At 55.8% G+C, this 13288-nt stretch carries 15 protein-coding genes; 5 read left to right on the forward strand and 10 right to left on the reverse strand.

What is annotated here, in order from left to right:
- From BI347_RS06315 to tadA, 3 genes are read right to left on the reverse strand one after another with little or no spacing between them, the layout of a single operon-like run.
- A complete protein-coding gene (locus BI347_RS06315; protein WP_071111005.1) occupies positions 1-414 on the reverse strand; it encodes a DUF2721 domain-containing protein in 414 nt (137 codons plus the stop codon).
- Positions 414-1040 carry a L,D-transpeptidase gene (locus BI347_RS06320; protein ID WP_071111004.1) on the reverse strand — a complete coding sequence of 209 codons (627 nt, stop codon included), beginning with the start codon at positions 1038-1040 and terminating at the stop codon, positions 414-416. The genes BI347_RS06315 and BI347_RS06320 overlap by 1 nt, the downstream gene beginning before the upstream one ends.
- Positions 1041-1772 carry a tRNA adenosine(34) deaminase TadA gene (tadA, locus tag BI347_RS06325; protein WP_071111003.1) on the reverse strand — a complete coding sequence of 244 codons (732 nt, stop codon included), beginning with the start codon at positions 1770-1772 and terminating at the stop codon, positions 1041-1043.
- 354 nt (positions 1773-2126) lie between these two features.
- Between tadA and BI347_RS06330 the strand changes: the two genes are divergently transcribed.
- Entirely contained in the window at positions 2127-2927 is an 801-nt protein-coding gene (locus tag BI347_RS06330) for a hypothetical protein (RefSeq protein ID WP_139167183.1), read from the forward strand.
- Between the two features lie 3 nt (positions 2928-2930).
- Here BI347_RS06330 and BI347_RS06335 read toward each other — a convergent pair whose 3' ends face one another.
- From BI347_RS06335 to BI347_RS06355, 5 genes are all read right to left on the reverse strand, one after another.
- Positions 2931-3203, reverse strand: a complete 273-nt coding sequence (locus tag BI347_RS06335; protein WP_071115528.1) for a hypothetical protein — start codon at positions 3201-3203, stop codon at positions 2931-2933.
- Positions 3200-3589, reverse strand: a complete 390-nt coding sequence (locus tag BI347_RS06340) for a phage holin family protein (RefSeq protein ID WP_071111000.1) — start codon at positions 3587-3589, stop codon at positions 3200-3202. The genes BI347_RS06335 and BI347_RS06340 overlap by 4 nt, the downstream gene beginning before the upstream one ends.
- A gap of 15 nt (positions 3590-3604) precedes the next feature.
- On the reverse strand, positions 3605-3919 hold the full coding sequence (locus tag BI347_RS06345) for an ElaB/YgaM/YqjD family protein (protein ID WP_071110999.1): 315 nt from the start codon (positions 3917-3919) through the stop codon (positions 3605-3607).
- 129 nt (positions 3920-4048) lie between these two features.
- Positions 4049-5353 carry an MFS transporter gene (locus BI347_RS06350; RefSeq protein WP_071110998.1) on the reverse strand — a complete coding sequence of 435 codons (1305 nt, stop codon included), beginning with the start codon at positions 5351-5353 and terminating at the stop codon, positions 4049-4051.
- A 215-nt stretch (positions 5354-5568) separates the two neighbouring features.
- Entirely contained in the window at positions 5569-6468 is a 900-nt protein-coding gene (locus BI347_RS06355; protein WP_071115529.1) for a LysR family transcriptional regulator, read from the reverse strand.
- A gap of 151 nt (positions 6469-6619) precedes the next feature.
- On the opposite strand from BI347_RS06355, the gene BI347_RS06360 reads away from it, so the two are divergent.
- Both BI347_RS06360 and BI347_RS22555 read left to right on the forward strand, forming a co-directional pair.
- Positions 6620-8107 (forward strand): MFS transporter, encoded by a 1488-nt coding sequence (locus tag BI347_RS06360; protein WP_071115530.1) that lies wholly within the window; start codon positions 6620-6622, stop codon positions 8105-8107.
- A 320-nt stretch (positions 8108-8427) separates the two neighbouring features.
- A complete protein-coding gene (locus BI347_RS22555) occupies positions 8428-9150 on the forward strand; it encodes a class I SAM-dependent methyltransferase (protein ID WP_083338728.1) in 723 nt (240 codons plus the stop codon).
- Here the strand turns inward: BI347_RS22555 and BI347_RS22560 are convergent.
- Positions 9147-9770, reverse strand: a complete 624-nt coding sequence (locus BI347_RS22560; protein WP_204378009.1) for a tyrosine-type recombinase/integrase — start codon at positions 9768-9770, stop codon at positions 9147-9149. The two genes, BI347_RS22555 and BI347_RS22560, sit on opposite strands and share 4 nt — an antisense overlap.
- A gap of 905 nt (positions 9771-10675) precedes the next feature.
- Here BI347_RS22560 and BI347_RS22565 point away from each other — a divergent pair.
- Both BI347_RS22565 and BI347_RS23480 read left to right on the forward strand, forming a co-directional pair.
- Positions 10676-11263: a DUF6641 family protein gene (locus BI347_RS22565; RefSeq protein ID WP_204378010.1), complete on the forward strand. Its 588-nt coding sequence runs from the start codon at positions 10676-10678 to the stop codon at positions 11261-11263.
- 129 nt (positions 11264-11392) lie between these two features.
- Positions 11393-11833 carry a hypothetical protein gene (locus BI347_RS23480; protein WP_139167184.1) on the forward strand — a complete coding sequence of 147 codons (441 nt, stop codon included), beginning with the start codon at positions 11393-11395 and terminating at the stop codon, positions 11831-11833.
- A gap of 49 nt (positions 11834-11882) precedes the next feature.
- Here the strand turns inward: BI347_RS23480 and BI347_RS06365 are convergent, their stop codons facing one another.
- Positions 11883-13172, reverse strand: coding sequence for a tyrosine-type recombinase/integrase (locus BI347_RS06365; RefSeq protein ID WP_071110995.1), 1290 nt, complete (start codon positions 13170-13172; stop codon positions 11883-11885).
- Between the last annotated feature and the right edge of the window lie 116 nt (positions 13173-13288).

Raw genomic sequence — 13288 nt, forward strand, 5'->3', positions numbered from 1 at the left:
TCAACGCCGGCGCTCGTATTCGGCCTGCAGGTCGGACAGCAGGATGTTGAGCGCGTCCGACGAGCGCACCAGTTCCAGCAGCGACACCGCCAGCGAGCCTATCATGCTCAGCAGGCTTGCGCCGAAAGTGATTTCCCCCCACGCCTGCCAGCCGGTGTAAACCTGAAACATCGCCACCGTGCACAAGAACAGGCTGGCGATGCCGAGAAACTGCATCCATTTTATCAGCGTGATGCGGGTGCGCAGATTGCCGATCTGGCGCAGGATTTTCGGGTCCTGGCTGTCGCGGTATTCTTCGTACAGATTGCGGATGATGCCGGCCAGGCCGAGGAAGCGGTTGGTGTAGGCCAGCAATAGCAGGGAGATGGCGGGAAACAGCAGCGCCGGGGTGCTCAGGGTCAGTGCGGAATGCATCAGGAGTTCTCGTCTATCCATACGTCGACGCCAGTGCGGGTGGCGTCGAACAGTTCAATCACATCGTGGTTCTTCATGCGGATGCAGCCCAGCGAACTGGGTGTTCCCCATGGTACATGATCGCCGGCGCCGTGGATGTAGATGGCGCGATCATAGCTGTCGACATCACCGCCCTGATTCAATCCCGGCTCCTGGCCGCACAGCCACAGGATGCGGGTAAGGATCCAGTCCTTGTTCGGATATTGCGCGTGCAGCTCCGGCGTGTATTTCCATGGCGTGATCTGGCGGCGGAAGATGATGGTGTTTTCCGCCGCGCCGTCGCCTATGCGCTGGCAGACGGTGTGCCAGCCGCGCGGCGTCTGGTAGCTGCCGCTGCTTTCGCCCACGCCGTTCTTCGCCGTGGACACCAGATATCGCTTCTGCTGTAGACCCCAGCCATCGAACAGCCGCAGGCTTTGCGACTTCACTCCCACCCAGATCCAGGGCGCGCCGTAATGGCGCGGATTGGCGTGGGTTTCCCGCAGCGGCGCGTCGGTTTGCGCCTGCAGCAGCATGGCGGCCGGACTGTCGTTCGCCTGGCAGGCCAGGGAGAAGCCGCATAGCAGGATAGCGGCAGGGACGCGCATTCAATCCTCCTTGTTTTGTCGGCGAAGCTGGAAGAAAGCGGATAGTTGTTCCGCGCAGCGTTCGGCCTCGATGCCGCCGAAAACCGCCGCATGGTGGTTCAACTGCGCATTGGCGAACAAATCGACGGTGCTGCCAGCCGCGCCGGTCTTGGCATCGCGCGCGCCGTACAGCACGCGGGCTATGCGGGCGTGCAGGATAGCGCCGCTGCACATCGGGCAGGGTTCCAGCGTCACGTACAGGTCGCAGCCATCCAGCCGGTAATTGCCCAGATGCCGCGCGGCGTCGCGCAGCGCCAGCATCTCGGCATGAGCGGAAGGGTCGTGCAGGCCTATCGGTTGATTATAGCCGCGGCCTACCACCATCCCATTTTTCACCACCACTGCGCCTACCGGCACTTCCCCCTCGACGGCGGCCAGTTCCGCCAATTGCAGCGCCTGCAGCATGAAGCCGCGGCGGCTGGCCTCATCCGGCGGCAGCGCTACCGGAGGATGGCTGGCCAACTGCTGCAACAGGGCTGCCCGGTCTCCGTCGTTCAATTGCTGCCAATGTATGCCACGGGCGGCGGCTTCCAGCGCGAACAGCAGGCGGCGGGTGACGGTGTGGCCGGCGGCCTTCAGTTGCAGAAAGGCCGTGACGGCGCCGCGCTGCTGCAATTGCGGGCGGGTGCGGATGTTCAGGCTGGCAAGCCAGCCTATGGCGGCGGGAGGAAGCGGCGGGGAGCTGAGTGTCACGGCAATGGGCTATCGGGATGTGGTTTAACGCTAGCTGCTGGCGCGAGGTTTTGCAGCCGACGCGGCAAGGTACACCGAAACGCCGCCGCTTGCCAGCGCGGATTGGATGGGCGGCTTCCGCTCAAGCATCGGCGCTTGTGGCCGATATGAAAAGCATAAACACTAAAAAAGAAGCATGCCATGTCCGTGATATCGTCAGCAACCGCCGGGCTGTCGCCCATTGCCGTCAGGCAGGCGGCGCAGTCCGCATCCAAGCCTGCATCTATTCCACCTTCGAACCCTCCGGACTCTATGGCCGGCAATGCCGCTGCCCCATCCGCTGGGGGCGCGTTCCGGGGGCTGGAGCAAAGCCTGTTGGCGATAGCCAATCGCAGCAAGGTGTTCTGGCCGGCGTCGTCAAAGCCCAAGGGGCAGGTGGACCCCTTCATGAAGGAAATGTTGAAGAAAAAGGTGGAAATGCTGCAGTGGATGATGCGTACCGCCGGCCACGACAAGGGCAGCCTCAAGGCGCTGGCGGCCCAGTTGGCCCAGGTGGCGCGCGAGTTGAAGCAACTGGTTGGCGATGCGCAGGGCGGAGGCGACGATACGCAGATATCGGCGAATATCGCCGCGCCGGCCAGTGCGGATGCCTCCGCTGCCGCTTCCGGCGGGCAGGGCGCGCTTGCTGCCGGAGCGGATGGCTCCGCCGATGGCGGGGATGCCGAAAACGATGCGCCGGCAGACCCCGAGGCCGAGGCTGCTGCCAGTGCCAGTGCCAGTGCCAGTGCCAGTGCCAGCGCCACGGTTGCCGCTTCAGCCCGCGGCGGGACCAGCGCGGACGCGGGGGGCGAGGCTGGCTCAGGCGGGAAAGATGCGAGCGGCAGCCAGGTTGCTGCGTCGTCTGGTTCCGCGAAAGCGGGGAATGGCGCAAGCGCCGATCCTGACGTCATGCAGATGCTGCAGACGCTGAAAGCGATTCAGAGTTGGTTGAAGCAGCAGACGAGGCAGATGCGCGGCAGCGACCGGGAGCTGTCGGAGAACCTGGACAAGACGGACAAGGCGTTGCATGGAGTCGATCAATTGCTGGCCGGCCAGCCCGACGATGCCGGCTTCGACGACCTGCGGATCAACATCGATCAGGGGAGCATGTCGTCGCTGGGGGCGACCAGCGCCTGAGGCTCAGCGCCGCAGCCAGCGCCGGGCCAGCCGCCATAACAGCCAACCGCTGCCGCCGGCTTTCAGCAGCCGGCGCAGCCTGGCCGAAGGTATCCAGTCCTCCAGCAATGAAAGCCAGCGTTGCAACTGCTGGTTTTCAGCCAAGAGACCAACGCTGGCTCCCGCAGCCTGCCATGGCTGGCACAGCCTCTCCTTCTCCAGTCTGAGCTTGAGGCGCAGCGCCTCTCCCTTCATCAGCAGCAGTTGTTTCCTCAGTGCGCGGTCTTGCGGACTCATTTGGGCTCCTGTCCGGACATGGCGCCCCAATCCTTGCGCAGCTCTTGTATGGTGAGGGCGAAGGCTGGACCCTGGCGGAGCAGGCGGCGGCGCAATTGCCACAGCAGCAGCAGGCTGCCGCCTATGAACAGCAGCGCCATGCTGGCCATTGCCCATGCCTTGAATGCGACAGGAGTCAGTATCCACAGCAAGAACAGGGTGGCCAGCAGGCCTATGGCCAGCAAAATCAACGCCAGCATGCCGCTGAACAGGTTGGCCAGGATTTCGTCCTTCAATTCCTGGGCTTCCAGCGTCAACAGCTCGGCACGGGTCAGTAGCAGCGAAACCACCCCATCGGCAAATGAGCTCAGGCTGCCGGGGTGGTGAGAGTGCTGTTTTTCAGACATGGGCGGGGCGCGGACTCAGCGGCGGGAAACCAGCATGCCCAGCAGGAAGCCGACGCCGGCAGCGATGCTGATCGACTTCCACGGATTTTCATGCACGTACTGATCGGTTGCCTTGACCGCCTCCTTGGCTTTGCCGACCACCACTTGCTCGGCCTCCACCAGCTTGGCCTTGGCCACGGTCAGCTTGTCGGCCAGCCGTTTGCGCAATTCCTTGCTTTGCTGGCTGCCATCGTCGATGGTGGCATTCAGCAACTCCTCCGTGCTGGCCAGCACCTGGCGCACGTCATCCAGTAACTGTTCTTTTTCCTTGGCAATTGCGGCAGTAGACATAGCAAGCTCCTGGCGAATGAAAATAAGGAAGAATCGGGACGGCGCGGGTTTGCGCAGCGTAGCAACTCGGCCGGCAAGGTTCAAGCTAACAGGCTGGCGCGGCGCCGTCAAACCGCGCCAGCCCAGGTTTCAGCCTTGCTGATACAGCGCTTCATCCAGGGCCGGCGTTTTGCCAGCCTGGGCGCGGCGAGCGCAGAACAGGCCGACAACGGCCATCAGCGCGCAGTAGAACACACAGATCCACGGGCTCCACGGCATGGCGGCGATCAGCAGCAGCGGGGTGACGCTGGCCCAGATCGAGTAGGCGATGTTGTAGGTGAAGGAGATGCCGGAAACGCGCACTCTGGCCGGGAACATGCCGACCATGATGGAGGGCACCACGCCGACGATGCCGCAACACAGGCCGGCTACCGCGTAGGCGAGTCCCGGCCAGCCCCAGCCGCCGATCAGGCAGGCGTACAGCAGGCCGATCCCCAGTGGCAGCAGCAGGCTGTACAACGCCAGGCTGCGGCGCTGGCCGATGCGGTCGCAGGCGTGGCCGGCGATGACGCAGCCGATGTTGAGGAAGACGATGCCTATGCTGCTCAGGCCGAAGGCGTGATCGGCGCTCATGCCGAAGCGTTGTTGCAGCAGTGTGGGGGTCACCACGACCAGCACCACCACCGCGGAGGTGAGCACGCAAGTGAGCAGGGCCGCCGGCAGCAAGGTGGCGCGGTGTTCCCGGATCACCGTCAGCAAGGGATAGGAAACCTGTTCGGCCTGGCGGCTGCGCATCGCCAGAAAGATGGGGGTCTCGTTGAGCCAGCGGCGCAGCCATACGCCCAGCAGGCCGAACGGCCCGCCCAGCAGGAAGGGAATGCGCCAGCCATAGTCCAACATTTCCTGCGGGGTGAAAACGCGCGCCAGCAGGGTAGCGGTGAGCGCGCCCAGCAGGTAGCCGAAGGTCAGCCCGGCTTGCAGCACACCCAGCGCATAGCCGCGGCGCTTAAGCGGCGCATGCTCGGCGACGAAGGACCAGGCGCTGGGCACCTCGCCCCCTACCGCCGCCCCCTGCAAAATGCGCAGCGCCAGCAGGATCAGCGCGGCGGCGTAGCCGATGTCGGCATAGGTGGGGAGCAGGCCTATCAGCAGGCAGGGGCCGGCCATCAGCAGGATGGTCAGGCTGAAGATGCGCTTGCGGCCGAGCACATCGGCGAAGTGGGCCATCAGGATGCCGCCCAGCGGCCGGGCCAGGTAGCCGGTGGCGAAGATGCCGAAGGTCTGCAGCAGGCGCAGCCATTCCGGCATGTGCGGCGGGAAGAATAGCTTGCTCAGCGTGGTGGCGAAGAAGGCGAAGATGATGAAATCGTAGATTTCCAGCGCGCCGCCCAGCGCCGCCAGGCCCAGAGTCTGGTAGTCGGCGCGGGAAAGCGTTGCGGAGTGGGAGTCAGTCATGTGCAATCACGAAGTGCTTGGGCCGCCGGCATGCGGTTCGGCTCTGGTAGTAATGATGGGTCCGCTCAGCTTTGCCGGCGCGCATGCCTGAGCCATGTGGCGGCGGTGCGTAGAAGCGGCGGCAGAGGGCCTGCATGGCGGCCAGTTTAGCGCGTGAGCGGCATTCTGCGGGAATAATGATATTCCTATTGCATTTCTCTGCGCGGGAAGTGCGATCACGGTTTTGCTGGCGATAAAAGCCGCTCGGCCAGAAAGTCGATGAATACCCGCAATTTGGGTGGCTGGTGGCGGCTAGAGGGCCAGACGGCAGAGAACTTTCCCGGTTCGGCGGCGCAATTCTCCAGCACGGGCAGCAACCGGCCATCCGCCAGTTCGCGGCCAACCGCGAAGTCGGGCAGCCAGGCAATGCCCAAGCCGTCGGCGGCTGCGGCGACCAGCGCTTCTATGCTGTTGCAAGTCAGGAAATGGCTCAGTTGCGGCGTTGCCACATCGCCAATATGACGCAAGGCCCAGAGCTGCAGTTGGCCGTTGTACGGAAACCGGTAGCGCAGGCAGGCATGGTCAAGCAAATCTCCAGGATGCAGGGGCAGGCCGCGGCGGTGGAAATAGCCGGGCGAGCCGACCAGCATGAAACGAAATGGTCCCAGCAGCCTGGCCTGAAGCCTCGAGTCGCTCAGTTCGCCGCTACGCACCGCAACATCGAATCCCTCTGCCACCAGATCCACCATGCGGTCGCTGAAGTCCAGCTCCAGTTCGATCTCCGGGTAGCGGGCGTGGAATTCCGGCAGCAGGGGCGACAGCATGCGGTGGCCGATCAAGGGCAAGCTGGCTTTCAGCCGACCGCGAGGCGCGGCGGCATTCTGCGCCAGTTCGGCCGAAGCCTCTTCCAGCTCCGCCATGATGCGGCGGCAGCGTTCAAATAGCAGGAGACCTTCCTGCGTCAGACTGATGCGGCGGGTGCTGCGGTGAAACAGCCGCGCCGCCAGCTTGTCTTCCAGGCGGCTGATGCTTTTGCTGACCGCGGAGGCTGAAATGCCCAGACGATCGCCCGCGGCGACGAAACTGCCCAGCTCCGCCGCGCGGACAAAGGCCAACAGGCCGCTCAAACTGTCCATGCCATTCATGGTAAGCACCATTTGCCGATATTAAGTCATGAATAAGATGACATTGTGCCCATTTATTGGAGTAATTGCCCGGCTTATCATTTTCTTGATTGCAACCAGCGCCTGGCTCAGCCTGGGCGCGCTGGACGGAGGAAGAGGGAAAATGGAGCCAAGAGGTGGAGGAGGCGGGCGATGGTCGGTATTGGCGGCGGTATGCTTGGCTGCGCTGGCGTTGCCGTGGAGCTTTGTCGGCGGCGCGGTGGCCACGCCGGCCGTGGGGCGCGAGTTGGGCGGCAGCCCGCAGGCGCTAGGCTGGGTGACCAGCGCCTTCATGCTGAGTTTTGGCAGCTGCCTGATGGTGGCGGGCGCGTTGGCTGACCAGTTTGGCCGCAAGCGGCTGTTCGGCATCGGCATCGCGCTATTCGGGCTGGTCTCGCTAGCCATCTGCCTGGCGCCGGACATATGGTGGCTGAACGCGCTGCGCGCGGCGCAGGGGCTGGCGGCCGCGGCGGCGATGGCTGGCGGCTCGGCCGCGCTGGCGCAGGAATATGAAGGAGAGGCAAGGGGGCGCGCGTTCAGCCTGCTGGGTACGACTTTTGGCCTGGGGCTGGCCTTTGGCCCGCTATTGTCCGGCTACTTGATCCAGTGCTTGAGCTGGCGGGCCATATTCGCCTGTGGCGCGGCCATGGGCTTGCTGGCCCTGCTGCTGGGATTGCCGCGCATGCACGAGTCGCGTGATCCGAGTGCGGCGGGGCTGGACTGGCCGGGAGCCTGCAGCTTTACGGCTATGCTGGCGCTGTTCACTACGGCCTTGCTGCAGGGGCCGCAACTGGGGTGGTATAGCTTGCTTGTACGCATGCTGTTGCTTGGATCTCTGGCGCTATTGCTGGCTTTTGTCTGGATAGAGCGGCGCGTGGCGCGTCCGATGTTGGATCTATCGCTGTTTCGCTACCCGCGCTTTGTCGGCGTGCAGTGCTTGCCGATTGCCACTAGCTATTGTTATGTGGCGCTATTGGTGCTGCTGCCGCTACGCTTCATCGGCATCGAGGGAGTGGGAGAGGTGGGGGCGGGCTTATGGATGTTGGCCTTGTCTGCGCCGATGCTGGTGGTGCCGTCTCTGGCGGTATCGCTGACGCGCTGGCGCTCCGCCGGCTTCATTTCCGCCATGGGCCTGCTGCTGGCGGCGATCGGACTGCTTGGCTTGAGTCAGGCGCGGGCAGGCTCGCCCGCCATGTTGCTGGCGCTGCTGCTGATAGGCTGTGGCAGCGGCCTGCCCTGGGGCTTGATGGACGGCTTGTCGGTGAGCGTGGTGCCCAAGGAGCGCGCCGGCATGGCCAGCGGCATCTTCAGCACCACCCGGGTGGCCGGCGAAGGCATCGCGCTGGCGATGGCCGGCGCGCTGATGGCCTTGTTTACCGGGAAGGGTTTGGCGGATGCCGGGCTAAGAACCTCGGCCGCTGTCGTGCAGCGCCTGGCCTCGGGGAATCTGACCCAGGCTCATGCCCTGTTGCCCATGGTGAATCCTGCGCGGCTGGCAGAGACCTATGGACTGGCTTTCCAGCAGTTGCTTTATCTGCTGATTGCGCTGACGCTGCTGTCGGCGGGGATGGTGCTGGTTTTTCTGCGAAGCGAAACCGAGAGTCGCGTCTAGCGAGGGGCAATAAAAAACGCCCCGTTCGAATCGGGGCGTTTTGCGCGGGGATGGCCAGAGTCAGGCTCATTCCCACTCAATAGTAACGTTGGTTGAAAACGTAGCATTTATAGGGGTTACAGCGCACCGTAAGTCCGTTGTGTAACTTTTGCGCAACTTTACCATTGTGTATTTAAGCACTCTTTTTTACGTTGGTTGTTGTGTTTGTTAGATTTTACACGCTTATGGTTACACGTTGCGCGGCAGAAACAGAAAACACTTTGAGCTGCTACGAAGCACGAGTAAAATGAAGCGTCGCCACACAACAAATAACATGACGCATGACGCACGAAACACAAACTTGCTACGAAAAGAACCAAAACTTCAATCCGCTTGTAAGTTGGCTACATAGCATTAGGTACAAATATCTGATTGAACTTTTTGACCAGCTAAGAAATGAAAATCCAGACAAGCAACTAAAGGTTGTCGATATAGGCTGCGCACACGCAAAAACGTTTGGCTTATTGAACGAACGATACAACATAAGTTATGTTGGCATTGAACTTGATCAGACGTTTGCTGAAACAGCCAAATCGAGATACGGTTCAAAATCTAACTTTCGAATAATCAACGACAGCATTGAGAACCACTATACAGAGCTTGAAAACGTTGATTTTTTAATGTCTCTCGAAACGTTAGAGCATATTCCAGAAAATATCGTCGTTCGCCTAATCGAGCATATCGCCGCCGCAAATCCAAAATACTTTGTTTGCTCCGTTCCAAACGAAGTGGGCCCGATAGTATGGATTAAAAATGTCGGGAGCTTACTAATGGGCTATATGCGACACACGGAGTATAAGTGGAGCGAAACTTTATACGCTGGACTTTATCAACTCGACAAAGTAGAAACGCACGGAACTGGGCACAAAGGTTTTGATTGGCGCTGGCTTGCGCAGACTATTAGGCACAATAGGAAGATAACTCAAACGCTTTCCAGCCCTTTCCGCTGGCTACCAAAGACATTTTCTGTTTCGGTTATTTTTATTTCTCGTCGTTCAGACTAAACCAACTCAATAGCAGCTTTAATAACAGCTGGGCGCAAGTCAATATAGCGTTGTGTAGTCGCCATATTGCTGTGTCCAGCCAATGCCATAAGCGTTCTCACACCCACTCCACGTTCCGCTAAGTTTGTAAGTCCAGTGCGTCTTCCACTATGCGACGTTGCGCCACTAATGCCTGCGACTTTGTAAATGCCATTCACAATGTGCGTCAACGTGTTAGCTGTAAATCCGTCACTGCGCTGCGTATAAAACAATGGCTGTGTAAGTTGCTTTGGTTTGTGCGCTGACAGATAAGCAGCAAGTTCAACACGTATCTTTTCAGCAAACCAAACCTTACGTGCTTTGTTGCCCTTCGTTTGTGCCGCACTAATCGTTGTCTCCGCTTTAATCTCTCCGTCTGCGTCAACAACGTCGCAATAACGCAAAGCGGCAACTTCGCCAACACGCAACATTGCGTAATACGTCAGTAAAATAATCGCTCTGTTACGCTTGGAGTGTCTGCGTGTTCGCAAGTAATCTAAAACACGTTGTAGCTGCTGCTGTGTCAGTGTTGCTGCCTGTGCCATTTTGTAGCCCTTTCGCTTTGGTGCTGTTTTGCTACATATATTGTGTTTTCTGTTCAAAGTTTTTCCTACCTCTTTTTGCCAGCACAAACCACGTTGATTTTGTTAGTTTGCTTTGTGTATTTTTTGCGCTGCTATTTTCAGCACATACCCATTTTCTTTTGTGCTGGTGATTTTTACCTATACCCCCTTTTTTTGCTACTTTGTATAGCAAACCTACATTGCCATTGCCAGTCTCACTTATTGTTAGCATTCAATAGTCTGTATTGTGTGTTTGAAAGGCTTAGACAATACCAATACAACTAACACTTCATCCAGTGTCAGCAAAGTCGTTTATGTTGTCCAATCAGTTTTTGTTTGTCGCCAGCGCTGCGTCAAACGCCAAGCCGTGCCTATGTGTTGTAGATTAAATCGCTGCCAGTATGTGCTTTGGTGCTTGTGTGTTGCTGTAGTCAATAACTTCCTAGTTGCCTATATGTGCGTCTTTGCTAATATATTCATTCCAACGTTGTTCAGTGCCTTTTGTTAGCTTATCTAACTTTATGTCTGTTGTGCCTACTGCTGTTGCTGCCCATAACTGCCTAATGCCGTCTTCTAATAAATCGTGTGTAGCAGCATTCGGCAAGTTACCTAACGCTATGTGTATGTGTAGTGTTCTATTCTTATCGTATGTGTTTCGCGTGCCTTCAATCGCAGCAACAAACACGGGCACATATTTGTCATTGCGTAGCCAGCCATTACCAGTTAGCAAGCGATTTAGACGAAGACGAAACTGACACAAGCTACTTCGTGTTGCGTCTAAACGCTATTCCATAGTTGTCGCGCTGATAGCGTAAGTTGGTAAGCTGGTTTGTAAAGTCAGTGTGTAGTCACAATGCTGCGCTAATCGTTCCAAATAGTCTGCTTGCGCTGCCACATATGCCGTTTTGTTAGTGTTTTGCTTTTCATTATTCATATCCTTATTTATGTTTGAACAGAAAAAGTTAAATATTTTTACCTTATCTGTTCATACAGCCTTAAAGCCTTGTCCAGCAACGCTTTACGAGCATATTGTTAGTGTTGCGCTGCGTCATAAATCGCTTACGCACACAACTGAAAAACTGAAAGGACTGAAAATGACACTGGCAAACTTAAAACTCACTGCTGCTAAAAAGCCCACTCAAATCTCTGCTGTTGTTCAACGTCGCAATAGGCTCGTTATGCGTTTGCGCGAACAAATAAAACTGGCGAAAGCGGAACAAAATGGCACAGCATATTTGCCAACAAAACTACGAAGCGTGACTGACACTGAAACTGGTATTCGCAAGCAAGTCGCTCTGCCAAAGCGTCTTAAAAGTTGGGCGTTTGTTACTGAAAACGGCAAGCTCTGCGTCAATGTGCGTTACGGCGCACGTATTTTGGAGTTGGCTAAAGGCAAAACAGCGATTGAAGTAGCCACAGCGAAAGAACTTGTCACAACGTTTGAGACAATATGTGCTGCGGTAACTGCTGACGAGTTAGACGCTGCGATTGACGCAGCAAGCAATCAGCTGCGTTCTGGCTTTACCAAATAACATCCAAGCTCGTCGCTTCTGCTGTCACTCTTTCTGTTCAATAAATACATTAGCAACATAGGGACTAATGTATGAGAATATTTGAAATAGCTGACGCAGAAGCACAACTAGTGTTATGGAAGCTGGTAAATGATAGCAGTTTGGACTGCTATACAGACGCAACAACACGAACAAGCTAAACAGAAAGCCGCAGCACAGCAGCAGAAAAAAGCTAAACGCAGCAAACGTGTTGGTAAACGTATTGCCTCTGCGCCAGCACCCATACTAAAAATACCAAAGCCATCACCTAAGTTAGCAGCACCCAATAAGCCCAATGCCAACCCTCAGCAACAACCTATACAAAAAACTGCCACCCCCAGTAACGTTCAACCCAACCCACAGCACGTAACACCATACCCACCCAAAGCCTTACCAACAAAAAGTGCCACCCCCTACATAAACCCAACCAACCCAACCAGCAATGTAGCCACAACTACTAACCCCACCTACCCACAAAGTCAGCAAACATTGCCACAACAAAATGCGTTATCGGCGCAAAAGAAGCGTGTTTTACCCAATAAACGTGTGTAAATAAAAATCTTAAACACACGGACGACAGACATAGCTAAAATGGTTACGACTACTTTGGAATAAGCAAGCCGTCTCTATATTCAAACTGCGGCAGCGCATTGGTAATCATTTTCGCTTCGCTTGTATGGATGTAAGTTTTTTCAATCTGCGCCGTGCTCGTGCCACACGTCTCAGCCACTTGCGTTGGCGTTGCGCCTCTGTTTACTCTGTCCGTAATAAAGTAATGGCGAAAGCTGTATGGCACTAAGTCACGTGTGTCTGTATCTTTAATCTCAGCCAACTCTACTATTTTGTCAAAGTGATAGCCAATAGCACGGGGCGTTAGCATTGAAGTTCCGTTTGCGCTAAAAACAAATGTGTCACCAAATGCTTTTGCTTTTTTGTTGTCTTTGTTTGCTTTTACATAGCGCGGCTGTAGCAACTTAAATAACTCGTCAAAATATTCCGAATCTTTAACAACGAAGTGTCGTGTTTTCCTAACCTTCGTTGTTTCTGCTCGCACCGTTATTTTGACTAAGTTATATGTATCGTCCGATGTTTGTCCTTTTACATTCTTTTCAAGCCATTTAATGCCGCTCCACTTTAGCTGTATCTGCTCGCCTCTGCGTAAGCCAGTAATAATGGATATGAGCAAATAGTAGCCCGTTATTGCTTTCGCTAAGTTGCCTTCTTCTTTTATGTTTTTCTTTGCGTCAGCAATGTATGTTTCAAGCTCTGTTTTAATCCTAACTATTTCGTCGTCTTCAAATGTGCTGCGCCTTAGTGCTTCGTCACATCTGTCAATACGTTTTAACGGCTTAAAATCAAACGCTTCAATGTATGTTTCATTACGCTTATACAGCCAAGCCATCATTGCGTTTATTGAACTTTGTTCATTCGCTACCGTTGTTTGACTGACATTGATTTTCTTTTTTGTTTTAGTGCGCGAATGTAAGTAGTTCTCGCAATCAGTGCGTTCAAGCTCTTTCAGCTTTGTGTCTCGTCCAATAAAATCAAGCCAATGTTCCAAATGCGTTTTAATAGTGCCATAACGTCCTTTCACTATTAGCTCCGCTTCAACGTCAAGCGCACGTTGCTTCAAATATTCTTCAACACCTTGCTTTGTTGTTTTGGAGAAATACGTTTTACCCGCTAACTGCTGTGCCATTAGCTCGTGATAGTATTTTTTCGCTTTATCTATTGCTGTATCTCTATTGCGTGTGCGTAAGCTAAAACGTGCGTATTTCTTTTCCTTTCCTAACCACATACGCATTTGCCAATACTCGCCGCGCTTATACACAACAGCCTCGTCGTATATCTCTATTTCGTCAGCATTAAACGTTTGTTTTTTTAGCGGCATATGTGCGTTGGGTTACTACGTTTTTGAACGGCTACAGCGTTTTGTAGCTTTACGTGTAACTTTAATGCCAACGCCCAACTAAATCAACAACTTAGTTGGGCGTGTGTCTGTTTTGT

Source organism: Chromobacterium sphagni, from assembly GCF_001855575.1.
Classification (GTDB): Bacteria; Pseudomonadota; Gammaproteobacteria; order Burkholderiales; family Chromobacteriaceae; genus Chromobacterium; species Chromobacterium sphagni.

What these genes read in the sequence shown, in the direction of transcription:
- BI347_RS22565 (WP_204378010.1), top strand. Translation starts at nt 10,676, where the DNA reads ATGTTTGAACAGAAAAAGTTAAATATTTTTACCTTATCTGTTCATACA.
- BI347_RS06350 (WP_071110998.1), bottom strand. Translation starts at nt 5,353, where the DNA reads ATGACTGACTCCCACTCCGCAACGCTTTCCCGCGCCGACTACCAGACT.
- BI347_RS06315 (WP_071111005.1), bottom strand. Translation starts at nt 414, where the DNA reads ATGCATTCCGCACTGACCCTGAGCACCCCGGCGCTGCTGTTTCCCGCC.
- BI347_RS06365 (WP_071110995.1), bottom strand. Translation starts at nt 13,172, where the DNA reads ATGCCGCTAAAAAAACAAACGTTTAATGCTGACGAAATAGAGATATAC.
- BI347_RS06320 (WP_071111004.1), bottom strand. Translation starts at nt 1,040, where the DNA reads ATGCGCGTCCCTGCCGCTATCCTGCTATGCGGCTTCTCCCTGGCCTGC.
- BI347_RS06340 (WP_071111000.1), bottom strand. Translation starts at nt 3,589, where the DNA reads ATGTCTGAAAAACAGCACTCTCACCACCCCGGCAGCCTGAGCTCATTT.
- BI347_RS06335 (WP_071115528.1), bottom strand. Translation starts at nt 3,203, where the DNA reads ATGAGTCCGCAAGACCGCGCACTGAGGAAACAACTGCTGCTGATGAAG.
- BI347_RS22555 (WP_083338728.1), top strand. Translation starts at nt 8,428, where the DNA reads ATGACGCACGAAACACAAACTTGCTACGAAAAGAACCAAAACTTCAAT.
- BI347_RS06345 (WP_071110999.1), bottom strand. Translation starts at nt 3,919, where the DNA reads ATGTCTACTGCCGCAATTGCCAAGGAAAAAGAACAGTTACTGGATGAC.
- BI347_RS06360 (WP_071115530.1), top strand. Translation starts at nt 6,620, where the DNA reads ATGGAGCCAAGAGGTGGAGGAGGCGGGCGATGGTCGGTATTGGCGGCG.
- BI347_RS06355 (WP_071115529.1), bottom strand. Translation starts at nt 6,468, where the DNA reads ATGGACAGTTTGAGCGGCCTGTTGGCCTTTGTCCGCGCGGCGGAGCTG.
- BI347_RS23480 (WP_139167184.1), top strand. Translation starts at nt 11,393, where the DNA reads ATGATAGCAGTTTGGACTGCTATACAGACGCAACAACACGAACAAGCT.